Source organism: Brevibacterium gallinarum (assembly GCF_014836885.1).
Taxonomy (GTDB): Bacteria; Actinomycetota; Actinomycetes; order Actinomycetales; family Brevibacteriaceae; genus Brevibacterium; species Brevibacterium gallinarum.
On record NZ_JACSPY010000023.1, the window covers coordinates 1 to 22,240 of the forward strand.

Here is a 22,240-nt window from a genome sequence, read left to right on the forward strand (position 1 = left end):
TGCACCTGGGCCTAGCCGACCCCACCACCCCGACATTCAAAACCAAGGAAATCCTGCCAACTACTTGACGCGGGACACTAGGCCTCTTGCCGCCAAACGCAGTTACGAGCGGGTCTGTCGTGCTGGATGGCCACGACACATTGTCACTTTCCCAGCGGGAGCTAAGGAAGCTACGGGGCAAGAAAGTCGCAATGATCTTTCAGGAGCCGATGACCGCGCTAGACCCTCTCTACCCCATAGGGGAACAGATCGCCGAAGCCATCACGGCCCACCAATCAACGCCCAAGGACAAAGCACGTAGTCGAGCCCTTGAGTTACTTCAGATGGTGGGGCTTCCTGATCCGAAAAAACGCATCTCTCACTATCCCCACCAGCTCTCCGGTGGGCAGCTACAGCGAGTGGTCATCGCGATGGCAGTCAGTTGCGAACCAGAACTCCTGATTGCCGACGAGCCAACCACTGCGTTAGACGTCACTGTGCAAGCCGAGATCCTCGAGTTGATCCGAGATCTGGCTGAGCGGCTCAACGCAGGTGTCCTTTTCATCACCCACGACATGGGCGTCGTCGCGGACATCGCGGACCGTGTAATCGTACTTCGCGATGGATCGGTAGTTGAAGAGGGCGAGGTCCATGAGATTTTTGCGACGCCCAAATGCGACTACACGCAGCACCTGCTGAGCTCAGTCCCGTACCTCGGGCAGGCACAAGTGAGCGAAGGTGGCGATCTTGAGCGTACCGACTGGGTGTTGAACATGGATAACGTCACGATATCTTACCCGGGCCGCTGGGGATCCCCACCGTACATGGCCATCAACAATGTCTCACTAAGCGTCGGTAAAGGTGAGGTTCTGGGGCTCGTGGGTGAATCCGGTTCTGGAAAGTCAACCCTCGGACGCTGCGCGGTGGGTTTGCTAAAGGCATCATCGGGACACGTGAAAGTTTGTGGTACTGACATCACGCACATTTCGAATCGGAAGCTACGACCAGCACGCAAACGCTTTACCATGGTATTCCAGGATCCGGCATCGTCGGTGAACCCCAGAGAGACAATTGGGGAGATCGTAGGCAAGCCACTCCGCGTCCACACTAGTGATAACCCTTCGTCAATCAAGGCCAGAGTGGAGGAAATGCTCGAACGCGTTCGGATTCCGGCTAACTGGACTGGCCGCTATCCCCATGAGCTTTCTGGAGGCCAGCGTCAGCGGCTTGGTATTGCCCGAGCATTAATCTTAAATCCTGAACTGCTAGTTGCAGACGAACCTACTTCAGCCCTCGATGTTTCAGTCCAAGCTACTGTGCTCGAGCTTTTCAAGGAGCTACAGGCGGAACTCGGCTTCTCGTGCCTGTTCATTACGCACGACCTCGGCGTGGTAGAGATGCTCGCCGATAGAGTAGCGGTGCTGAAGTCAGGACAACTTATTGAGGTCGGTTATACAGCCGACGTACTTCACAATTCCAAGGAGGAGTACACGAAACGCCTGGTGCTTTCGGCCCCGGTTCCAGATCCGGAGGCTCAGCTCGCTCGACGGAAGGCATTTGCAGCCCTCTGACCCCGTCGTTTCGGAACCGTCGGTCAAGTGTACTTGGGCTCAGCTTTCCGCTGGCAAGCTTCTGAGGATTTCACTAATCGGTCGAAGATGCTCGTGAATCGTTCTCTTGAACTTCTCTTCGTCCAGCTCCTCCCAAGCTTCAATGAGCATCCGATGCTGGCGGTCGAACGTCTCGATCAGGTGTTTAAAGTGTACGGCTGCGACCAAGCTGACGCGCTGGTGCCGCCATTGCAAGCTTTCATAAAGCTCAACTAGGATTAAGTTACCTGCCGCTCCTACAATTTCCCGATGCAATGTCCAATCACACTTCGTGGCATCAATGCGCAACGCCGGGTCTTCCGGTTGGACTGCTGCATCTTCCGCGGCCTTCAATCGTGCCGCTAGAGCATCTCGCGCAGTGTTTGTGACAGGAATTCGGTGCTCGCAGATCAACTCTGCAGCATGCGATTCGATCAATCGTCGACATGCATAGACGTCGACCAACTCCTGCGCAGTAACCCGGCGCACTTGAGCTCCATGTCGGGGAACAAGTGTTATGAAACGTTCGGCTGCAAGTTTATTAAACGCCTCCCTAACTGGAGTTCTAGAAACACCTACTGCTTCACATACGGTCGACTCTTCAATGTACTCGCCACCTACGAGGTCCCCGGAAACTATCGAGTTCCGGATCCATTCGGCTGCCCGGTCACGGGCAGTAATTTTCATGAAACCCGGCTCCCTTCTGCAGCTTGATGCGCTGGCATTCGTATTCAAGTCAGGACTCTCACCAAAGATTATAACGTGAACATTGCCGTTATCGATGCGGCATCAACACAACGCCCGAAAAAAGATATCAGTTATCAGCTGCGGGCCGACAGCAGCGGTGCGCGATCCCTGGCGGCCGCAGCCGCTTGCGGCATTCCGCAGGCGGCGAGGAAGTTGCCGATCATCTGGTACCCGCATTCGGTCAGCACCGACTCGGGATGGAACTGCACCCCGAACACCGGTGCGCTGCGGTGCTCGATGCCCATGATGACCCCGTCGGCGGTCTGCGCGGTGACCGTGAAGACGTCTGCGGGCAGGGTCTCGTCGACGATCGCCAGGGAGTGATACCGGGTGACCGTCAGGGGGCTCGGGCAGCCAGCGAACAGGCCGGTGCCGGTGTGGGTGATCTGCGAGGTCTTGCCGTGCATGAGCACCGGCGAATGCGACACCGTCGCACCGAAGACTTCCCCCATCGCCTGGTGGCCCAAGCACACGCCGAGCACCGGCAGCCCGGCCTCAGCGCAGTGGGCGATGACCTGCGGGCAGACTCCCGCATCGGCTGGGGCTCCGGGACCCGGGGAGATGAGCACCCCATCGTAATCTGCCAGGGCGCCCGCCACCTCGGGCGCGGTGAGATCGTCGTTGCGGATCACCGTCGTCTGCGCGCCGAGCTCGCGGACATAGCTCACGAGGGTGTAGACGAAGCTGTCGTAGTTGTCGATGACGAGGATGCGGGTCATCAGCCGCCCTGTCCGGGCTGTTCGACGCCGGGTTCGCCGCCCTCTCCGGGGTCGGCTGGGGCGTGGTCGCCCTCCTCCTCGATCGTCGCATCGTTGAACGGCATGTACGGGGCGACGACAGGGAAGACGAACTGCATGAGCAGGTAGCAGGCCCCGGCGATGAGGCCGAGGGACAGAATCAGCTTGGAGAACCAGTTGCCGGGCAGGATCCGCCAGATGAGTTCGTACATCAGTCCGTCGCACCTCCTGCCTTCTCATACGCCGAGGAATCCTTGATGGAGTCCGGCGGGCCCTCGCTGGCATGCCGCCAGTCGGTGAGCTCGAAGTAGCCGATGTAGCGCTCCCGGGCCGAGAACATCGGGTTGCAGGCCGTGAGCGTCATGATCCGGTCCTTGCCCTTGTAGTCCGGCATGTCCGGCACGGGGGCGAGCACTTCGGTCTGGTCGGGCAGCACGATGTCGAAGTTGACGAAAGTGTAGGTGTAGTAGCCGTCGGCCGTCTGCACGATCGCCTCGTCGCCGGGGCGGATCTCAGCGATGAGGTTGAGCGGCTTGCCGTAGGTCACGCGGTGGCCGGCCATCGCGAAGTTGCCGACCTCTCCGGGCATTGCGGCGGTCGGGTAGCGTCCCAGGCCCATCCGGTTGAGCACCGGCTCGAGTGAGACGCCCTCGGCGATGGTGCGGTAGTAGTCCTCACCGAAGCGCGGGATGTACATGATGCCGAAGGCGGAGTTGATGTCGGCTGGATCCCCGACGTACGGGGTGTCGGGGTCGTCGGGCAGTTCGTTGCGCGGGTTGTCCTGCCACTGCGTGGTGAGCTCATTGGCGAGGTTGCGGTTGTCCTCATTGGCCTCGATGTCGGTCCACCACAGCTGCCAGACGACGAACAGGATGAGGATGAGACCGGCGGTGATGCACAGCTCGCCGAAGGTCCGGATGGTGCCGCGCACCGGGCCGAGCGGTTCGCGCTCCGGCTTGGGCTTGTGGGCCTTGCGGTTGCGCGGCGGCTCATCGCCGAAGACAACCGTGTCGAAGTCGCCGTGCCGATTGGCTGCCGGCATCGGTTCGGTCTGCGGGGCGCTGGCCCCGTAGGCCTGCGCCGAGGCGCCAGTCGGGGTGCCGTAGCTGTGCTCGGAGTGGCGAGAGGCGGATTTGATGACAGGCCGCGGGCCGGTGGGGGTCGTCCCGCTCGCCGGTGCCGATGCGGCGCCGGAGGCGGCTGCGGTTCCGCTGTCACCGGCGCCATTGCCGGCCTGCCGGGCTGCGTCAGCGCGCTCCTGCGCGATGCGCTCACGGCGCGACATCGGTTGATCCACTACTGCTTCACCTTTGCTTGGGAGAGGTCGAACGCGCCCTCATACGCATCGAGGGTCAGCGTTCCGGTCTCGACTTTCCACCCTAATCCTAAGCGCTCGGCGTACTGCTGATAGACCTGAACAGCTGGAGAGTCGCTGAGTGCCTGGCGCAGCGCGTCGGGGTCGCCGACGGCTTCGATGACATACGGCGGGGAGTACACCTGGGAGCTGACCCGGAGGGTGTTGCCGACGCACTGGACCGAGGAGGTCGCGACGATGCGCTGACCCTGGACGGACATGCCCTTCGCACCGCCGGCCCACAGCGCGTTCATGACGCCTTCGAGGTCCTGCTGGTGGATGACGAGGTCGTTGACGGATACGCCGGGCAGGTTCATCGACTCCCGCGGCGCGTCATCGAGGGTGACGGTGACGCCCTCCCCGGTGAGTTCGGCGGCCCGGGCCTCGGCGGCGAGCGCATCGGCGAACTTCTGCGCTTCATCGGCTTCATCGGAGCCGGAGCGGCGCTGCAGCTCCTCAACGGTGCGGCGCTGCTCGGCCACGCTCTCCTCGAGCTTACGGCCCTGGTCGGAGCGCTCCTTGACGATGTCGGGCAGCGTCGAGGCCTCGGTCCGCAGCCGGGTGCCCTCAGACGTCTGGGCCGAGGTGGCCATGAGCAGCCCGCAGATGAGCAGCACGATGAACACCATCGGGTGTCCGAAGAGTCTCTTCACTGTGCTGCGCTCCGCCCTGTGCACCGCCTGCCGGTACATCGTCGTGTGTGCCTTCCAATCTACCCAGCGCTGCGACAGGCGGCCAAGTGACAGCCGCGCCGTGACGGCATGCGACAGCGCCCGTGCGTCGATGTCAGTGCCGAGGTGTTGACTGGGAGGCGCTCCCACCGGCAGAAAGCACACGCCGCTGGATCGGGATTTCGAAGCGCGATGATCGATAATGGAGAGGTGACGTCCATGCCCGCAGCCTCGCCGGCTGACACTTCCGCCCTGCGCAAGGCCCGCGGTGCGTTCTTCACGCCTGCCGACATCACCGAGTTCATCACCGCCTGGGCGGTCCGCTCCCCGGATGACCGGGTGCTCGAGCCCTCTGCCGGAGATGCCGCGTTCCTGCTCTCAGCCCACCGGCGGCTGACGGCCCTCGACCCGGCCCGCACCAGCACCCCGACCGTTCACGGGGTGGAGATCCATCCCGAGAGCGCGAAGATCGGCCGTGCCCGCGTCACCGCTGCCGGGGGCCGGGCCGATATCAAGGTCAGCGACTTCTTCCGCCTGCCGCCGACCGGCGACTATGACACCGTCATCGGCAATCCGCCGTTCATCCGCTATCAGGGCTTCACCGGCGAAAGCCGGGCACGCGCCCGCGAAGCCGCGCTGCGCGGCGGGGTCGCGCTATCCGGGCTGGCCTCCAGCTGGGCGGCCTTCACCATCCACTCCGCCCTGTTCCTGCGGCCCGGCGGCCGGCTGGGCCTCGTGCTGCCGGCCGAACTGCTGACCGTCAACTACGCCGCACCGGTGCGCACCTTCCTGTTCGAGCACTTCCGCAGCGTCGAACTCGTCCTCTTCGAAGAGCAGGTCTTCCCAGGTGCTGAGACCGAGGTCGTTCTCCTGCTGGCCGACGGCTACCAGGAGGGCCCAAGCGCCCATGCGACGATCCGGCAGGCCCGTGCGGCCTCTGAGCTCACCGCCCTGGCACCCGGTCAGCAGTGGACGCCGGTCGACCCGGCGGCCAAGTGGATCGACAGCCTCGTCAGCCCCGCAGCGACTGCCGCCCTGCAGGCGCAGGTCGATGCCGGGCGGTTCTGCGATCTGGAGACCTGGGGGGATACGACGCTGGGCACGGTGACCGGCAACAACAAGTACTTCACGCTCTCGACCTCCCGGGCTGCCGAACTCGGGCTCACCTCCCGGGATCTCGTGCGCGTCTCCCCGCCCGGCAGCTCGCATCTGCGCGGGCTTTCGCTCACCCCTGCCCAACTGCGTCGGCTGGCAGACGAGGGTAAGGCCACCCAGCTGTTCTACCCGCGCGAACCGCTCTCATCGGCCGCGGCCGCCTACATCGAGGCCGGCGAGCGCACCGGCGTGCACGAGGCCTACAAGTGCCGGGTGCGCCGCACCTGGTACAAAGTACCCCTGCTGGAGCCTGCCGATCTGCTGCTGACCTGCATGAACGCCGACACCCCACGCCTGACGACGAACAGTGCCCGCGCCCGGCACCTCAACTCCGTGCACGGGGTGTACCTGCGCGAGGAACACCGTGAGCTCGGCAGTGACCTGTTGCCGCTGGCCAGCCTCAACGCCGTGACTATGCTGCACGCCGAGATCGTCGGCCGCAGCTACGGCGGAGGCATCCTCAAACTCGAACCGAAGGAAGCCGACCGCTGGGCGGTCCCCTCCCCTGCGCTCATCGCCTCCGCCGCCGAGTCGCTGGCCGCCATCCGCCCGCGGGTCGCCCGGATGCTGCGGGCCGGCAAGCTGAACGAAGCGTCCGAACTCATCGACACCGTGCTGCTGCGCGAACCCGGGCACCTGAGCGCACGAGAGCTCGACGACGTGCGACAGGCCAGGGATGAGATGGTGCGCAGGCGGACCGTCAGGGGTGCCAGTGGCCGCTGAGACGAGTGCGAAGGAACGCGCCTGGCTGCTCTTCGACCACATCATCGCCCAAGCCGCACCTGACGGTGAGCACGCGGACCCGTGGACGACAACCGATGACGGCAGGCTGCGCTTCTCGCCCGACATCCCGACCCTCGAACGTCTGCTCGGCGTGCCGCTGCTGCTGCGGGCCGGCAGCCAGACGGGTGTGCCGGCCCTGGCGCTCGACGTGTGGCTGTCCTATGAGCTGCGCCGCGCCGGCTTCGACCCCGATGCCGTCTGGCCGCGAGCGACTCATCCGCGGATCCTGCCGACCCCGATCGCCAAACTGCTCGCCGGCCTGCCGGCAGCCGAACGCGACACTCTCACCGCCCGCCTGGGGCAGCGCACCGCCATTCCCGGTGCGACAGCGGCGAGCGCGAACATCCTCGGCAAGCACTACCTCAAACAGGTCGACGTCATGATGACCGACTGGGCGACCGGGCCCGAGCTGCTCATCTCCACCAAGCGGATGGACTCCTCCTACGGCAAGAATGCCGCCAACCGCGTCGAGGAGTCCTACGGCGATGCGAAGAACCTGCGGCTGCGCCACCCACTGGCGGCACTCGGCTTCGTGCTCGGTCTGCGCTCCGACATCCTTGAGACCGCACCGGCGACTGCCGACTGGCTCTTCGACCTCGTCGGCAAACTCGGCCAGGAAGACGACGCCTACCACGCCACCAGCATCATCATCTTCGACTACACCGACCCGAGAGCCAGCGGCACCCTGTTCGACGACGCCGCACAGCTGGCACCCGGCGGGGACCTCGATGCGATCATCGACCGCCTGCCTGAGGCCCGCGTCCGCGACGATGTCGTCGCCGACTGGCTCTCGCCTGGCCGGTTCCTCACCGTCATGGTCAACCGGGTGCTCGACGCCACCCCGGTGACGTTCCACCCAGAGGCGCGCCGGCGGCGCAGCGCGGCACGCAACAGTGCGGCCCGGCTCGGGTCGGTCATCACCGACGACGGCCGCATCCTCTGATCGAGTACCCCCGCACAGCTGCTGCCTTTCGGGCAATGTGCACAGCAGTGCTCCTCGAGTAGACTTTGGTTGTTGTCCAACCCCCACATGCACCCAGGGACAGCATCCGCAGGCCCCTCGCCGGGCCTGATCTGTCCACCGGAGGAGAAACGTGTCCAAGTCGAGCCGTAACCGCAAAGCGCACCGCACCTCGCGCCACACGGAGAGCCCCAAGGCCGCCGAGACGACCGAAGAGACTCTGAACGACGGGACTCTCGACATCGACGACGCCGCTGAGGCCACCGGCGTCGACACTGCCGACGCCGCAGACGAGAAGGACACGGCAACCAAGACGGACACCGCGGCGAAGAAGAAGTCCACCGGTTCTAAGCCGGCCGGTGCGACTGCTGCCGGCAAGAGGTCGTCGAAAAAGGCAAGCGCCGAAAAGGACGCCGACGAGGACGCCAAGGACGAGAAGTCCGGCAAGGCCGCCCGCTCGGGCAACCCGGCCAAGCGCAGCAAGGCGCGCACCAGCCGCACGACCTCCCGGTCCACCTCGCGGTCGACCGGACGCACCACCTCGACCTACGACGGGACCACCTCGACGGTGGCCAAGCCGAACCCGCGCTGGTTCGTGCCCGTCATGGTCGGCATCCTGCTGCTCGGCCTCGCCTGGCTCGTCGTCTTCTACCTCTCCCAGGGCGCCTGGCCTGTTGAGGCCTGGGGCAACTGGAACCTCGTCGCAGGCTTCTCGATCCTCGTCGCCGGGCTCCTGATGTCGACACGATGGCGCTAAGGGAATGGCGAAACCGGCCGGATACTTCCGTCTTCTAGCTCACCACCCTCTGCCCATCCGCCTGGCGGCACTGTACGTCGGGCTGTTCCTCTACGGGTTCTCCGCCGGGCTCATGCTGCGGTCGACCCTGGGCAACATGCCCTGGGACGTGCTGCACGAGGGCCTGTCGAAGCTCACCGGCATCTCGATCGGCCTCGTCGTCGTGATCCTGTCGTTCCTGCTCCTGCTGCTGTGGATCCCGCTCAAGCAGCGACCTGGCCTGGGCACCCTGTCGAATGCGCTGCTCGTCGGCCTGTTCATCGACCTGACCCTGTTCATGATCCCGGCACCGGAACAGCTGTGGCTGCGCATCGTCTTCGTCGCCCTCGCCATCCTCATCAACGCCGTAGCGACGGTGCTCTACATCATCCCGAACTTCGGGCCCGGCCCGCGCGACGGGCTCATGACCGGCCTCGTCCTCAAGACCGGCGGCTCTGTCACGGTCGTGCGCGCCTCCATCGAGATCGCCGTCATGCTCATCGGCTGGCTGCTCGGCGGCACCCTGTTCATCGCCACGATCGTCTTCGCCGTGGTGATCGGGCCGGTGACGCACTACATTCTGCATCTGGCGATCAAACTCTTCGGGCCCGGCGACCCGATGGTCTCCGAGGACACCTAAACCTAAACTGTCACCGGCACCCAGATGAGTGCCGCGAACCCGGCTGCGGCCACTACCGCTGTCAGGATCAGCAGGCTGAGCGTGCGCAGCCGCTGCGGGGTGAAGAAGTACACGCAGCCGAAGACGAATCCGGTGAGGAATCCGCCTAGGTGGGCCTGCCAGGAGATGTTGGGCACCAGCCAGATGAGCACGGCATTGATCGCGACGAACCCGAGCACGCCGGTGAGGTTGCGATCGAGGCGCCGGGTCGGAGTGGCGACGAAGCCGACCAGGCCGAACAGCGCTCCCGAGGCGCCGATGTGCACCGTGACCAGGGCCTCCGGGCTGCCGTCGGCCAGCGCGAGGAAGAAGACGGCCAGCGAGCCGCCGAGTGCGCTGAAGAGATACAGCAGTGCGAACCAGGCTGAGCCGATGTAGCGCTCGAGGAACGCGCCGAAGAAGTACAGCCCGATCATGTTGAACATGATGTGCATGCTGCCGCCGTGGATGAAGGCAGTCGTGAGCGCGGTGTAGGGCTCGGGGGCCGCCCAGTAGGCGGCGAAGCCGAACATCCGCGGGATCCAGTCACCGGTCAGAAGCTGCAGCAGCCACACGATGACACACGCCCCGATGAGTCCGTACGTCACCGGCGTCGACGGCAGCCTGCGGGCGTTCCTGCCCGGCATACCCTGCGGCGGACCCGGCGCGAACGGACCGGGGTGGCCAGACCCAGGCTGGGCAGGACCCGGCCCGCTGCCTCCGGGGCGCGGGTTGCCGGGCTCCGGTGACTCATGCGGTGAAACTGACATGACCTCATCCTATGGACGGCAGTGAATGGGACCGGCCCCTGGTCCACAGGGGATCAGGGGCCGGTGAGAGAAGGACTGGGATCAGCGGATCTCGACGGATTCGATGACGACCGGCTCGGTCGGGCGGTCAGCCTGACCGGTCGGCACGGCCTCGATGGCGTCGACGACCTTCTTCGAGTCCTCGTCGGCGACCTCACCGAAGATCGTGTGCTTGCCGTTGAGCCACGGGGTCTCCACGGTCGAGATGAAGAACTGCGAGCCGTTGGTGCCGCGGCCCATCTGCTTGCCGGCGTTGGCCATCGCGAGCAGGTAGGGCTTGTTGAACTGCAGTTCGGGGTGGATCTCGTCGTCGAAGACGTAGCCGGGGCCGCCGGTGCCGGTGCCCAGCGGGCAGCCGCCCTGGATCATGAACTGCTTGATGATGCGGTGGAAGCCCAGTCCGTCGTAGAACGGACGGGTGACCTGCTGGCCGGACTGCGGATCGGTGAACTCGCGCTTGCCCTCGGCGAGCTCGACGAAGTTCGCCACGGTCTTCGGAGCGTGGTTGCCGAAGAGGTCGATGACGATGTCACCCTTGTTCGTGTGCAGGACTGCCTGCTGCGTTGCAATACTCATAGACGTCATTCTGTCACGAACGCACGCACGCGCCCACCGCCTCGGGCGCGGAGCACCCATCATCACCGGTGGGAATCCTAGGCGAATTTTCAGCGTTCAGACGCCCACCCGAGTGCCGCTCAGATTCGCCCAGCATTTAGACTGGGGGTAACGTTGAAGTCACAGAATGAATCCACCGATTCCGGAGGGTGAGATGTTCAAGAAGAAGACCCAGCCCAGGTCCCAGCGGCTGCTCCATGAAGTCAGCGATGTTGCCATCGCGGTCGGTGATGCGGTGCGCGCAGGATCTGCGCAGGCCATCGAAGCCTCCGGACCGGCACTGGAGAAGGCCAACGCCTTTGTCGGCGGCGGTGCGGCGAAGAATGCGCCGAAGCTGCGTCGAGTGTCGAAGAAGCTCAAGGAGGCTGCTGACCAAGTGCGACCAGATGTGAACCATTTCGAGAAGGATCTCCGCCCCCGCCTGGAGAAGATGAGCAAGGACGGACGCAAGCAGTTCGGCGTCGTCGCTGACCAGGTGGCCGACCAGTTCGATTCGCTCAGCGCCGACAGCCGTGAGCGCCTCGCGACTGCCAAGAAGCGCGTGGCCGATGACTGGGCTCCTGATGCCACCGAGCGTGCAGGTGCCCTGGCCGCCGGTGCTGCCGGAGCGCTGGCTTCGGCACAGACTCCGAAGGCCATCGAGGAGATCGCCACCAAGCTGACCGGCGACAAGAAGGCTGTGAAGAAGGCCAAGAAAGCCCTGAAGAAGGCCGGCAAGGACATCGAGAAGCGGACCGCGAAGTCCGGCATGGGCACCGGCACCAAGGTGTTCCTGTGGATGCTCGTGCTCGTCGGCCTGGCCGGCGTCGCCTACTTCGTATGGCGCAAGGCCCAGCCGGTCGAGGACCCCTGGTCGACGCCGCTGGAGGGCAACCGCCCCGCCGACGCCCGCCCGGTCGGCACCACCCCGGCATCCCGCCAGGCCCCGGTCACCGAAGTCTCCGAGACTCCGGTCCCGGCGGCCAAGGTCGAGGACGTCGACGCTGATGCAGAGGGTGTCGACGAGTTCGGCAACCCGCGGGCCAAGGATCCGCACAACTTCTGATCATTCCGCTCCCGAGGTGAGACTCGGGTAAGGTGACCAGCGCCCCCGTTTCGTTTCATGCGAACCGGGGGCACTGTCGTCTGCGCGGCTGGACTGGTCTCAGAGCTGACCCCGGAGGGCCGCATGACCGGCGTTGAGGCTGATGAGCGCACCGAACCGCAGGTGTGCGGTCAACCGCGCGAGGATTCTGTCGCCGAGCAGGCGGTGCTCGCACGGCTGCGGGCGCAGCTCCCGGCCGAGGTGGCGATCATCTGCGGTCAGCGCGTCACCTCCGAGACCTCCGATGCCGAGATCGACATGCTCATCATCTGGCCCGAGCGCGGCATCGTCGTCCTCGAGGTCAAATGCGGGCAGGTCTCGATGCGAGACGGTGCCTGGTACACGAGTGGCCGCCACGGAAGCACCCGGCTCAAGCGCGGGCCGCTGGAGCAGGCGATGGAAGCCAAGCACACGCTCGCACGCTGGCTCAAGCCGCGCACGAGCTTCGGTCCCGGCCGGATGGTGCAGATGGCCTGCCTTCCCTTCAGCAGTCTGCGCGACTGGACCGCGCTGCCCGACGCTCCAGGCGAGCTGCTCATCGACGAGGCGGGTCTTGAGCGCATTGCGGACAGGATCGAACACGCGCTGTCCTGTTTCGGCGCTGACCATCCGCCGATCACCGCGGCGGCCGTTCCGCTGATGTGCCGGCAGCTGCGCCAGACCCACCACGCCTCTGAGGCATCGCGCATGCGCGCCGCCGAACTCGACTCCCGATCCAATCAGCTCACCGCCGAGCAGGAGCGGATCCTGTCCGTGCTTCGCTACCAGACACGCGCCGGGCTCAGCGGCGGTCCGGGTTCGGGCAAGACGCACCTGGCTCTGCTCAAGGCCCGGCAGCTGACGCGGGACGGGATGCGGGTTGCGGTCATGTGCTATTCACGCGGTCTCGCCCGCCTCATGCAGCTCACCGTCGCCCAATGGGAGCCCTCTGAGCGCCCGGCCTATGTGGGTCTGTTCCATGACCTGCCGCTGCAATGGGGCGCAGACACCGGTGCCGATGACGACTCCCATTACTGGGAGGTCGAACTGCCGCAGCAGCTGCACGACCTTGCGCTGAAGCAGGAGAAGGCCCAGCTGTTCGACGCGATCATCGTCGACGAGGGCCAGGACTTCTCCGACATCTGGTGGCAGGCAGTCGAATCGTGTCTGCGGGAACCTGCGACAGGGATCCTGTATGCCTTCACGGATGAGCACCAGCGGATCTTCGACCGCGCCGGGGCCGCACCGATCACCATGAACCCCTTCTACCTCGGGGAGAATCTGCGCAACGTCGACACCATCGTCGAGTCGATCGCCGGGCTTGCTTCTGAACCGCAGATCGTGCGGCTGCACGGCGGTGACCCGGTCGAGTTCGTCGATGTGCCCTTCGACGAGGCCCTCACAACTGCCGATGACATCCTCGCTGACATCGCCGACTCCGACGAGTGGGACCTGAGCCAGGTTGCACTGCTGACCACCGGCCAACGCCATCCGGTGCAGCGCGAGATCGTCGACAGCGAAGGGTACGACGCCTACTGGGATGCCTTCTTCGCCGGCGAAGACCCGTTCTACGGCCACGTGCTCGGCTTCAAGGGACTCGACCGGGAGGTCGTGGTGCTGTGTGCGAACGGGTTCCGGGACCCCCAGCGCGCACGCGAGATGATGTACGTCGGCATGTCCCGCGCCCGCTTCAGGCTCATCGTCGTCGGCGACATCGCCGAACTCGCACGGCTCACGAGCGGCGACGTCGACGCACGCCGCCGCTGATGTGCTGGCCGGATCAGCCCGCGGCAGCCGGCGCGTGCTCCGGGTCCGTGAGCCGGCCGTCACGCATCGTGGCCACAGCGTCGGTCTTCGGCAGGAACTCGGTGTCATGGGTGACGATGACGGTGGCGACGTCGAACTCCTTGGTCACCTGACACAGCAGGTCCATGATCGCCTCCGAGCGGTCGTGGTCGAGAGCAGCGGTCGGCTCATCGACGAGCAGCACGCTCGGGTCGCCCATGAGCGCGCGGGCGATGTTGACGCGCTGCCGCTGTCCGCCGGAGAGCTGGTGGGGCCGGCGCCTTGCGGCATCGGCTAAGCCGACACGCTCGAGCAGTGCCTGAGCCCGTGTGCGGGTGGCGTCGCCGCCGGTGCCCCGCAGCCTGTCTGTGATGATGAGCTGCTCGAGAGCGGTCAGCGACTGAAGCAGATTCGGCTGCTGGAAGACGATGCCGATCTTCTCGCGGCGCAGCCGGCTGCGCTCGGACTCCTTGAGGCGTCCGACGTCGGTGCCGTCGATGCGCACCACACCGGAGGTCGGCGTCACGAGTGTCGAACCGACAGCCAGCAGGCTCGACTTGCCCGAACCGGACGGGCCGACGATCGCGGTGACGGTGCCCGGCGTCAGGCTCAGGCTGACGTCATCGAGCGCGGTGACCGTGCCGGTGCCGTCCGGGTAGGTCAGCGTGATGCGCTCCAGCTCAAGCGCAGGAGCGCCGGAGGTGGTCTGGGTGTGCGTGGTCTGCAGGATGGTGGTCATCAGTTTCCTCCCAGTGCGAGAAGCGGGTCGACGCGGGTGACGCGGCGGACGGCGAAGGCGGCGGCGACGAGGCCGATGCCGATGACGCCGGCCATCGGCAGCAGCGTCGTTGCGAGGCTGACGGTGAACGGTGCCACCGAGGACAGTGCCAGGCCTGATGAGATGCCGATGATGCCGCCGGCGATGACGCCGATGCCGAGCACGATGAGTGCCTGGCCGAGGGCATCGCCGAGCACATAGCGGGTGGAGCCGCCGAGTGCCTTGACGACGGCGATCTCACGGGTCCGCTGGATCGTCCACACGCTGAGGAACGCGGCGACGACGAGGGCCGAGATGCCGTAGAGGAACGCCTGGATGAGAGTCAGCGACCCGTTCTCCGAGCTGTAGGAGGCGAGAGCGGAGAAGCTCTCCTTCGGGGTCATCGACACGGTGCCGGCCTCGTCGTCAGCGGCGGCCTGGACGGCCTCGACGTCGGTGCCGGCGGCGCGGCTGCCGGCTGCCGCGACCGAGGTGTCGGTGACGGTGGCGAGCACGACGGTGCCTGCCACCTCGGGGTCGGAGATGTGGGTGATGGACTTCCAGGTCGCCAGGTCGATCCAGGCGACCGGGGTGTGGGAGTACCACTGGTCGGGGATCGTGCCGGCGACCTCGAGCTCGGTGCCGCCGAAGGTGACGATGTCACCGGGCGCGGCTGCGAGTTCAGTCGCGAGCTCCTCGCTCAGCACGATGGTCTCAGCGCGCAGCGCCTCCGGGGCGATGCCCGAGCCCGGTTCGGCGGCGAAGCCGGCGGCCTGGGTGGAGGTGTCGAGTTCGAGGCGGGACTGCACGATGCCCAGCGGTTCGGCACCGGACACACCTGCCGTGGACTGCCAGGTCTCAACCTGCTCGGCGGTGACGCGGGACTGGGTATAGGACGGGTCGTCGACCTCCTCATCCTCGCTGCCGCTGCCGAAGGCCACCATCGAGGCCGGCAGCTCGGCGATCGCCGAGGTGGACTGGCGGGCCAGGCCGGCGGTGAGCCCGGAGAGCATGATGAGCAGCACGCTGATGAGCGCGACGACTGCGGCCATGAGGGCGAAACGGCCCTTGGCGAATCTGATCTCTCGCAATGCTAGGAACATATCTCCACCATCCCGCCTGCCACGCGTGCGCACATCGGGTGAAAGGCTGGATCTGCCCTCAACCATTCGATTGATGCCCGGTCCTACCCGCATGGTTAGAGTTGGACTATGCCCGAGCCCGACAGCCGTGTTCCGCTGGTGCTGAGCGCCATGCGCGTGACCCTGCATGTCGGGTTCGCCTTCCTCATGGGCATCGGCATCATCCGCGCGCTCAACGAGATCGGCCTGCACGGCATCGGCTGGATCATCCTGGCGCTCTCCGTCATCCTGGCCGGGACCTACGTCTACGGCACCGTGCGGGAGAAGCACCACAGCGAGCATGTCGGCGTCGATGGCCGGCTGGCCGGGCTGCCGCAGCGCATGGCGATGCTGTGGCTGGCCGCCGTCACCGTCCAGTGGCTGTGCCTCGTCTCACTGAGCGAGCACTTCACGTGGCTGGCCTTCCCGCTGTTCTTCCTGCACCTGCACATCCTGCGCACCCGGCATGCGATCTTCGCTGTCATCGTGCTCGCCGGCTCCGTCGGGGCCATCCAGTGGGCGCACACCGGTCAGCTGCAGCCGGCGCTCATCGTCGGGCCGCTGCTCGGGGCCGGGGTGGCGATCATCATGTCGCTGGTCTACCAGGCGCTCTACACCGAAAGCGAGCATCAGCGCCGCGCTGTCGCCGAGCTCATCCGCACCCGCAGCGAACTCGCCGCCGCCCAGCATGCGGCCGGGCAGCTGGCCGAACGCGAACGGCTCGCCCAGGAGATCCATGACACCTTGGCGCAGGGGCTCTCCAGCATCGTCCTCGTCTCCCGCGCTGCCCGCGATGCGCAGGCCGGCGGTAAGCCTGAGGCTGCCGGGGACTACATCGACATCATCGAGCGCACCGCGTCTGAGAACCTCGCCGAGGCCCGCGCCTTCGTCCGCGATCTGGCTGCCGGGCAGGCACCGCGCCAGCAGCGCACCACCCGGCTGCTCGAGCGCCTGCCGCAGCTGTGCGCCGACACGCAGGAGCGCGCCCAGGCCGCCGGGCAGGACCTGACGTGCACGTTCGCTCTCGAGGGTGACCCGGTCCCGGTTTCAGCCGCGACCGAGGCGGCACTCGTGCGGTCTGTGCAGTCGCTGCTGTCGAACGTCGCCGCCCACGCACACGCCTCGGCAGCACGGGTGACCTTGGCGTTCTTCGACGACATCGTCACCATCGACGTCTTCGACAACGGCCGCGGCTTCGATCCCGGCCGCGTGCTGCAGGCGGACCCGGCCGACCGGGCCGGTGCCGACTCCGGCTACGGACTGCGCCTGCTGCGTGAGCGCATCGACCAGGCCGGCGGGGAGGTCACCGTCGAATCAGCCCCCGGCCAGGGCACCGTCGTCGGTGTCAGCCTGCCGCTGACCCCGGTCGAGGACCGCCCACCCCAGCCACTGGAGGGAACCGCATGACTGAGATCCGCCTGCTCATCGTCGATGACCATCCGGTCGTGCGCACCGGGCTCATCGCCATGCTCAACGGCTTCGCCGAGTTCGAGGTCGCCGCCGAGGCCTCCGACGGCCTGCAGGCCATCAAGGCGGTCGAACGGGCCGAGACGCTGGGCCAACCGGTCGATGTCGTGCTCATGGACCTGCAGATGGCCGGGATGGACGGGGTGACCGCGACCCGCAGGCTCAAGGAGTCCCGCCCCGGCCTGCCGGTGCTCATCCTCACCACCTACGACTCCGACTCCGACATCGTCGCAGCGATTGAGGCCGGTGCGGCAGGCTACATGCTCAAGGATGCCGACCCGGAGAAGATCCGCCAGGCCGTCACCGAAGCCGCCGCCGGGCGCACCGCCCTGGCACCGGAGATCGCCGCCCGGCTCTTCGACCGGATGCGCAGCCCGGGCATCTCGCTGTCGAATCGGGAGATCGAGATCCTGCAGCTGCTGGCCACCGGGACATCGAACCGCGAGATCGCCCGCGCGCTGTGCATCTCCGAGGCGACCGTCAAGACCCACCTCAACCACATCTACTCCAAGCTCGGCGTCTCCAACCGCACCGCAGCGATCGCCGCCGCCCGCGAGCAGCGCATCGTGCGCGACTGACCAGCTGTGCGTCGGCAGATGACGCCGGATGTCGCTTCCATGACGCTGCATGGCAGGTATATGACGATATAAGGCCTGCCGTGACATCCCCACCGGCTCCGGCCACCGCCCGGGTCTAGCGTGAGCTCCACATCCGCCCTCCCACAGACCTAGGAGCCATCATGCCGCTGACCCGCCTGCCCATCCTCGACCTGTCCCGCGCCGACGATCCGCAGCTGGCCGCTGACTTCCGCCGCCAGCTGCGCGAGGTCACCCACTCAATCGGGTTCTTCTACCTCACCGGCCACGGCATCCCCGCCGCAGACTTCACCGCCCTGCTTGAGACCGCTGAGCGCTTCTTCGCCCTGCCCGAGGCGGACAAGCTCGCCATCGAGAACACCCGCTCCCCGCACTTCCGCGGCTACACCCGCACCGGCGGCGAGCGCACCCAGGGCCTGGTCGACTGGCGCGAGCAGATCGACATCGGCCCGCACCGCGCACCGGTCACCGAGCTACAGCACGCCTACGACCGGCTCACCGGCCCGAACCTCTACCCGGACGCCCTGCCGGAGCTCCGGGCCGTCACCGACGCCTGGCACGCCCAGCTGAGCGCGGTCGCCGCCCGGCTGCTGTCCGAATGGGCGCTGAGCCTCGGCCAGCCGGCTGACTTCTTCGCACCTGCCTTCGCCGAAGACCCCGAATCGTTCATCAAGATCATCCGCTACCCGGCAGCCGAGCCGGCCACCCCCTCGGACACGGCCACCGCCTCGGGAACGGCCACCCCCTCAGACTCGGCCACCGCCTCGGGCACGGCCGCCGAGCACATCACCCAGGGCGTCGGCGCGCACCGCGACGGCGGGATGCTCACCCTGCTGTATCCGCAGCCGGGGACCACCGGGCTGCAGGTGCTGCATGAGGACCGGTGGATCGACGTCGAACCGATCGAGAACACCTTCGTCGTCAACATCGGCAAGCTGCTCGAGGTCGCCACCGCAGGCTATCTGCGCGCCACCGTCCACCGCGTGCTGCCGACCGCCCCGGGTGCCGAGCGGATCTCGGTGCCGTTCTTCTACAACCCCGCCCTGCGCGCCAGCCTGCCCGAGGTGCCCCTGCCCGACGAACTGGCCCCCTGGGCGCGCGGGGTGAGCGCTGATGAGCGCGATACGCTGCATGCCGTCTACGGGGAGAACGCGCTGGCCTCCCGGCTGCGCTCCCACCCCGACGTCGCCGCACTCCACCACCCCGATCTGCTCACTGCCCCGGCGGGAGTCCTGTGAGCACGATCTCCGCTTCGGCACCCCTTGATGCCCACTCCCCTGCCGCCGCACCCGAGGCGGGCGTCCCCGCGGGGACGTCCGGCACCCGGCTGGCGCTGTCCTTCGAAGTCATGCCCCCGCGCAGTGCCGCACAGCAGGAGCGCTCCGGTGCGCTGCTGGAGCTGCTGGCCTCCTACGACCCGGACTACGTTGCCGTCACCTCAGCGGTGGGCACCGGCTGGTCGGCGGGAACGGCTGCCTTCATCGAGCAGCTGGCTGCGACCACCCGGCTGCGGCCGCTGGCCCACCTGACGTGCACCGCAGCCCCGCGTAGGGAGCTGACCGAGTGGATTGAGCGGTTCATCGACGCCGGGGTGCGCGGGTTCCTCGCCGTGCGCGGCGACCTGGCAGCCGGGCAGTCGGCTCCCCCGCGCGGGCACCTCGCGCACGCCGATGCGCTCGTGGCACTGCTGCGCGCGGTCGAACGCGGCCAGGTCGCCCGGCTGTGCGCCGGCCGGCTGGCGATCGGGGTGGCGGCCTACCCGAGCGGACATCCCGAGTCACGGCACCCGGAGGAGGACATCGACGTGCTGGCCGCCAAGCAGCGCAACGGCGCCGACTTCGCCATCACGCAGCTGTTCTTCGACCCCGCCCTCATCACTGCTGTCACCGACCGTGCACGGCTGGCCGGCGTCACCCTGCCGATCATCCCCGGGATCATGCCGATCACCGGCACCGCGCGCCTGCAGCGGATGTGCCGGCTCTCCGGGCTCACGCCACCGCCGCACATCTCCCAGGCGCTGGCCGCAGCACGCAGCCCAGCCGAGGAGTACGACATCGGCCTGGATCTCACCGCCGACTTCGTCGACGAGCTCATCACCGCCGGGGTGCCCGGCCTGCACTTCTACACCTTCAACGACCCGACGACCATCACCGAACTGCTCTCCCGCCTGCGACCAGCCACCCTCGCCCGGCTGACCGCCGACTGAAAGGACCTCCCATGACCACCTCACCGAACTGTTCGTTCCCGCCTGCGACCGTCACCGGGCTGCCGCGCATCGGCCCGCACCGCGAACTCAAGCGCGCCCTCGAAGCGCTGTGGGCCGGCACCATCGACGAAGCCGCCTACACCGATGCCGCCCACAGTCTGCGCGTGGGCGCCTATGACCGGCAGCGCGAGCTCGGCCTGGCCGCCGACTATGCGATCCCCGGCGACTTCTCCGCCTACGACCAGATTCTCGACGTTGCCATCACCACCGGCATCGTCGGCGAGGACCCGGACGGCACTGACCTGGACGAGTACTTCGCCCTGGCCCGCGGCACTGCGGAGCACCCGCCGCTGGAGATGACGAAGTGGTTCGACACGAACTACCACTACCTGGTGCCCGAGATCGCCGATGAGCGCACCTTCACCGCTCGTCCGCAGCGTCTCCTCGATCTCGTCGCCGAGGCGCGGGAGGCCGGGCATCGGATCCGCCCGGTGCTGGTGGGCCCGGTGACTCTGCTGGCGCTGTCGAAGCCGGCGCCCGGGGCGCAGCACGAGCCGCTGGAGCGACTCGATGAGCTTGTTGCGGTCTACGCCGAAATCCTGGCCGCCCTGCATGCCGCCGGGGTCGAGTGGGTGCAGCTCGATGAGCCGATCCTGGTGACCGATCTCGACGCGATCGGCGATGCGGAGCTGGCCGCCCGCGCCGGTGACGCGCATGCCCGCCTGCTGTCAGCTGGTGAGCGCCCGCAGGTGCTCATCACCGCGCCGTATGGTGCGCTGCGGGCAGGACTCGCGGCCCTGCTGGCGGCCGGGCCCGAGGCGCTGGGCGTCGATGTCTCGCCTGCCACCCGGGCCGTGGATCCCGGTTGGCTGGCCCGCCTGCAGACGGCGGATTTCGGCACCACCCGGCTGGTGGCAGGTGTGGTCGACGGCCGCAGCATCTGGGCTGCCGACCTGGCTGCCGAGTACGAGGTGCTCACCAGGCTGCAGGACGGTGGCCGTGATGTATCGGTCTCCACCTCGACCTCGCTGCTGCATGTCCCCTACACGGTGGCCGCCGAGACCCGGCTGCCGGTCGATGTGGCCGGCTGGCTGTCCTTTGCTGCTGAGAAGCTGACCGAGGTCGAGGCGCTCGCGGCTGCACTGGAGGCCCGCAGCAGCGGTGCTGCCGACCCGACCGGTGTCCGTAAGCCCGCCTTCAGCCGGTCGGCCCGGGCGGTGCGCACTCGCGCAGAGTCCGCCCGCGTGCTCAACCCCGAGGTGCGCGCCCGCACGGCTGCCATCGGCAAGCGCCGGGTGCGCACCGGCAGCCTCGACGAGCGCCGGCTGGCCCAGGAGGCGCTGGGCCTGCCGGTGCTGCCGACGACGACGATCGGCTCGTTCCCGCAGACGCCGGAGGTGCGCCGCGCCCGGGCCGCGCTGCGCGATGAGCGCATCACCGAGGCGCAGTACCGGGCGACGATGGAGGCTGAGATCACCGAGGTGGTGCGCCTGCAGGAGGAGCTCGGCTTCGATGTCATCGTCCACGGTGAGCCCGAGCGCAATGACATGGTGCAGTACTTCGCCGAGCACCTGGCCGGCTTCGCGGTCACCGATCACGGCTGGGTGCAGTCCTATGGCAGTCGCTGCACCCGCCCGCCGATCCTGTTCGGCGACGTGCACCGGCCGGCTCCGATCACGGTGCCGTGGTCGAGGTTTGCCGCGAGCCTGACCGACAAGCCGGTCAAGGGGATGCTCACCGGCCCGGTGACGATCCTGTCGTGGTCCTTCGTTCGCGATGACGTACCGCTGTCGACTGCTGCTGAGCAGATCGGGCTGGCGCTCTCAGACGAGGTTGCCGAGCTGGAGGCCGCCGGCATCCGGATCATCCAGATCGACGAGCCGGCTCTGCGTGAGCTGCTGCCGCTGCGCGCCGATGACCGCGAAGCCTATCTGGAATGGGCGGTCGATGCGTTCCGGCTGGCCAGCATCGGCGTGGAGCCGGGCACGCAGATCCACACGCATCTGTGCTATTCGGAGTTCGAGCAGGTCATCGACGCCATCGATGCCCTCGATGCCGATGTCACGAGCATCGAAGCCGCCCGTTCGCGGATGGAGCTGCTCGCCAGCCTTGACCCGGCCGAGTTCGACCGCAGCGTCGGCCCGGGCGTTTACGATATCCACTCCCCGCGGGTGCCCTCCGTCGATGAGCTCATCGGCCTGCTGGAGGCGGCCCTGACCCACGTGCCGCGCCATCGCCTGTGGGTAAATCCTGACTGCGGACTCAAAACCCGCCGGTACGAGGAGGTCCGCCCGGCATTAGAGAACCTCATCGCCGCCCGTGACGCAGTGCGCGTTCGCACCGCCGAGGAGGTTCCTGCGGCCTCTGCTGCAGCATTCTGACCGCGGACGACGACCCAGTCCAGAGTCTCGG

The 22,240-nt window shown here is 67.0% G+C and carries 21 protein-coding genes; 12 read left to right on the forward strand and 9 right to left on the reverse strand.

All coding sequences use genetic code 11. The features are described from left to right. Positions 1 to 86: 86 nt before the first annotated feature. The gene (locus tag H9634_RS13995) at positions 87 to 1,550 is read left to right on the forward strand and encodes a dipeptide ABC transporter ATP-binding protein (RefSeq protein WP_191727421.1); all 1,464 of its coding nucleotides are present in this window, start codon (positions 87 to 89) and stop codon (positions 1,548 to 1,550) included. Between the two features lie 39 nt (positions 1,551 to 1,589). On the opposite strand, the gene H9634_RS14000 is transcribed toward H9634_RS13995, so the two are convergent. From H9634_RS14000 to H9634_RS14020, 5 genes are all read right to left on the reverse strand, one after another. After that, on the reverse strand, positions 1,590 to 2,255 hold the full coding sequence (locus H9634_RS14000) for a GntR family transcriptional regulator (RefSeq protein WP_191727422.1): 666 nt from the start codon (positions 2,253 to 2,255) through the stop codon (positions 1,590 to 1,592). Between the two features lie 134 nt (positions 2,256 to 2,389). Beyond that, on the reverse strand, positions 2,390 to 3,034 hold the full coding sequence (locus tag H9634_RS14005) for an anthranilate synthase component II (RefSeq protein ID WP_191727423.1): 645 nt from the start codon (positions 3,032 to 3,034) through the stop codon (positions 2,390 to 2,392). Continuing rightward, complete coding sequence (locus H9634_RS14010) at positions 3,034 to 3,264, reverse strand: hypothetical protein (RefSeq protein WP_191727424.1); 231 nt, start codon at positions 3,262 to 3,264, stop codon at positions 3,034 to 3,036. The genes H9634_RS14005 and H9634_RS14010 overlap by 1 nt, the downstream gene beginning before the upstream one ends. Next, complete coding sequence (locus tag H9634_RS14015) at positions 3,264 to 4,349, reverse strand: class E sortase (protein WP_318245130.1); 1,086 nt, start codon at positions 4,347 to 4,349, stop codon at positions 3,264 to 3,266. The genes H9634_RS14010 and H9634_RS14015 overlap by 1 nt, the downstream gene beginning before the upstream one ends. After that, positions 4,349 to 5,059: a DUF881 domain-containing protein gene (locus tag H9634_RS14020; protein WP_318245131.1), complete on the reverse strand. Its 711-nt coding sequence runs from the start codon at positions 5,057 to 5,059 to the stop codon at positions 4,349 to 4,351. The genes H9634_RS14015 and H9634_RS14020 overlap by 1 nt, the downstream gene beginning before the upstream one ends. A 237-nt stretch (positions 5,060 to 5,296) precedes the next feature. Here H9634_RS14020 and H9634_RS14025 point away from each other — a divergent pair, with 237 nt between their 5' ends. The 4 genes from H9634_RS14025 (at position 5,297) to yczE (ending at position 9,391) form a co-directional block, all read left to right on the forward strand. Next, positions 5,297 to 6,955, forward strand: coding sequence for an HsdM family class I SAM-dependent methyltransferase (locus H9634_RS14025; protein ID WP_225210998.1), 1,659 nt, complete (start codon positions 5,297 to 5,299; stop codon positions 6,953 to 6,955). Continuing rightward, positions 6,945 to 7,958 carry a hypothetical protein gene (locus tag H9634_RS14030; protein WP_175293507.1) on the forward strand — a complete coding sequence of 338 codons (1,014 nt, stop codon included), beginning with the start codon at positions 6,945 to 6,947 and terminating at the stop codon, positions 7,956 to 7,958. Before H9634_RS14025 ends, H9634_RS14030 begins: the two co-directional genes overlap by 11 nt. Positions 7,959 to 8,109: 151 nt before the next feature. Next, positions 8,110 to 8,733 (forward strand): cell division protein CrgA, encoded by a 624-nt coding sequence (locus H9634_RS14035; protein WP_318245132.1) that lies wholly within the window; start codon positions 8,110 to 8,112, stop codon positions 8,731 to 8,733. 4 nt (positions 8,734 to 8,737) lie between these two features. After that, positions 8,738 to 9,391 carry a membrane protein YczE gene (gene yczE / locus H9634_RS14040; RefSeq protein ID WP_191727426.1) on the forward strand — a complete coding sequence of 218 codons (654 nt, stop codon included), beginning with the start codon at positions 8,738 to 8,740 and terminating at the stop codon, positions 9,389 to 9,391. A gap of 2 nt (positions 9,392 to 9,393) precedes the next feature. Here the strand turns inward: yczE and H9634_RS14045 are convergent, their stop codons facing one another. Both H9634_RS14045 and H9634_RS14050 read right to left on the reverse strand, forming a co-directional pair. Beyond that, positions 9,394 to 10,179 (reverse strand): rhomboid family intramembrane serine protease, encoded by a 786-nt coding sequence (locus H9634_RS14045; RefSeq protein ID WP_191727427.1) that lies wholly within the window; start codon positions 10,177 to 10,179, stop codon positions 9,394 to 9,396. Positions 10,180 to 10,260: 81 nt separating this feature from the next. Beyond that, positions 10,261 to 10,794 (reverse strand): peptidylprolyl isomerase, encoded by a 534-nt coding sequence (locus H9634_RS14050; protein WP_102163232.1) that lies wholly within the window; start codon positions 10,792 to 10,794, stop codon positions 10,261 to 10,263. Between the two features lie 166 nt (positions 10,795 to 10,960). Here H9634_RS14050 and H9634_RS14055 point away from each other — a divergent pair, with 166 nt between their 5' ends. Together H9634_RS14055 and H9634_RS14060 are read left to right on the forward strand one after the other, a co-directional pair. Further along, positions 10,961 to 11,878 (forward strand): hypothetical protein, encoded by a 918-nt coding sequence (locus H9634_RS14055; protein WP_191727428.1) that lies wholly within the window; start codon positions 10,961 to 10,963, stop codon positions 11,876 to 11,878. A 123-nt stretch (positions 11,879 to 12,001) separates the two neighbouring features. Continuing rightward, positions 12,002 to 13,663: a nuclease-related domain-containing DEAD/DEAH box helicase gene (locus tag H9634_RS14060; protein ID WP_191727429.1), complete on the forward strand. Its 1,662-nt coding sequence runs from the start codon at positions 12,002 to 12,004 to the stop codon at positions 13,661 to 13,663. Between the two features lie 13 nt (positions 13,664 to 13,676). Here H9634_RS14060 and H9634_RS14065 read toward each other — a convergent pair whose 3' ends face one another. Beyond that, positions 13,677 to 14,420: an ABC transporter ATP-binding protein gene (locus tag H9634_RS14065; RefSeq protein WP_191727430.1), complete on the reverse strand. Its 744-nt coding sequence runs from the start codon at positions 14,418 to 14,420 to the stop codon at positions 13,677 to 13,679. Then, positions 14,420 to 15,529: an ABC transporter permease gene (locus H9634_RS14070; RefSeq protein WP_318245133.1), complete on the reverse strand. Its 1,110-nt coding sequence runs from the start codon at positions 15,527 to 15,529 to the stop codon at positions 14,420 to 14,422. Before H9634_RS14070 ends, H9634_RS14065 begins: the two co-directional genes overlap by 1 nt. Positions 15,530 to 15,649: 120 nt before the next feature. On the opposite strand from H9634_RS14070, the gene H9634_RS14075 reads away from it, so the two are divergent. The 5 genes from H9634_RS14075 to metE all read left to right on the forward strand — a co-directional run bounded on the left by H9634_RS14075 (position 15,650) and on the right by metE (position 22,209). Next, positions 15,650 to 16,966, forward strand: a complete 1,317-nt coding sequence (locus H9634_RS14075; protein WP_225210999.1) for a sensor histidine kinase — start codon at positions 15,650 to 15,652, stop codon at positions 16,964 to 16,966. Next, complete coding sequence (locus H9634_RS14080) at positions 16,963 to 17,604, forward strand: response regulator (protein WP_191727432.1); 642 nt, start codon at positions 16,963 to 16,965, stop codon at positions 17,602 to 17,604. Before H9634_RS14075 ends, H9634_RS14080 begins: the two co-directional genes overlap by 4 nt. 161 nt (positions 17,605 to 17,765) lie before the next feature. Further along, positions 17,766 to 18,860 carry an isopenicillin N synthase family dioxygenase gene (locus H9634_RS14085; protein ID WP_191727433.1) on the forward strand — a complete coding sequence of 365 codons (1,095 nt, stop codon included), beginning with the start codon at positions 17,766 to 17,768 and terminating at the stop codon, positions 18,858 to 18,860. Further along, the gene (locus tag H9634_RS14090; protein ID WP_191727434.1) at positions 18,857 to 19,828 is read left to right on the forward strand and encodes a methylenetetrahydrofolate reductase; all 972 of its coding nucleotides are present in this window, start codon (positions 18,857 to 18,859) and stop codon (positions 19,826 to 19,828) included. Before H9634_RS14085 ends, H9634_RS14090 begins: the two co-directional genes overlap by 4 nt. A gap of 11 nt (positions 19,829 to 19,839) precedes the next feature. After that, positions 19,840 to 22,209: a 5-methyltetrahydropteroyltriglutamate--homocysteine S-methyltransferase gene (metE, locus tag H9634_RS14095; protein ID WP_191727435.1), complete on the forward strand. Its 2,370-nt coding sequence runs from the start codon at positions 19,840 to 19,842 to the stop codon at positions 22,207 to 22,209. The last annotated feature ends 31 nt before the right edge of the window (positions 22,210 to 22,240 follow it).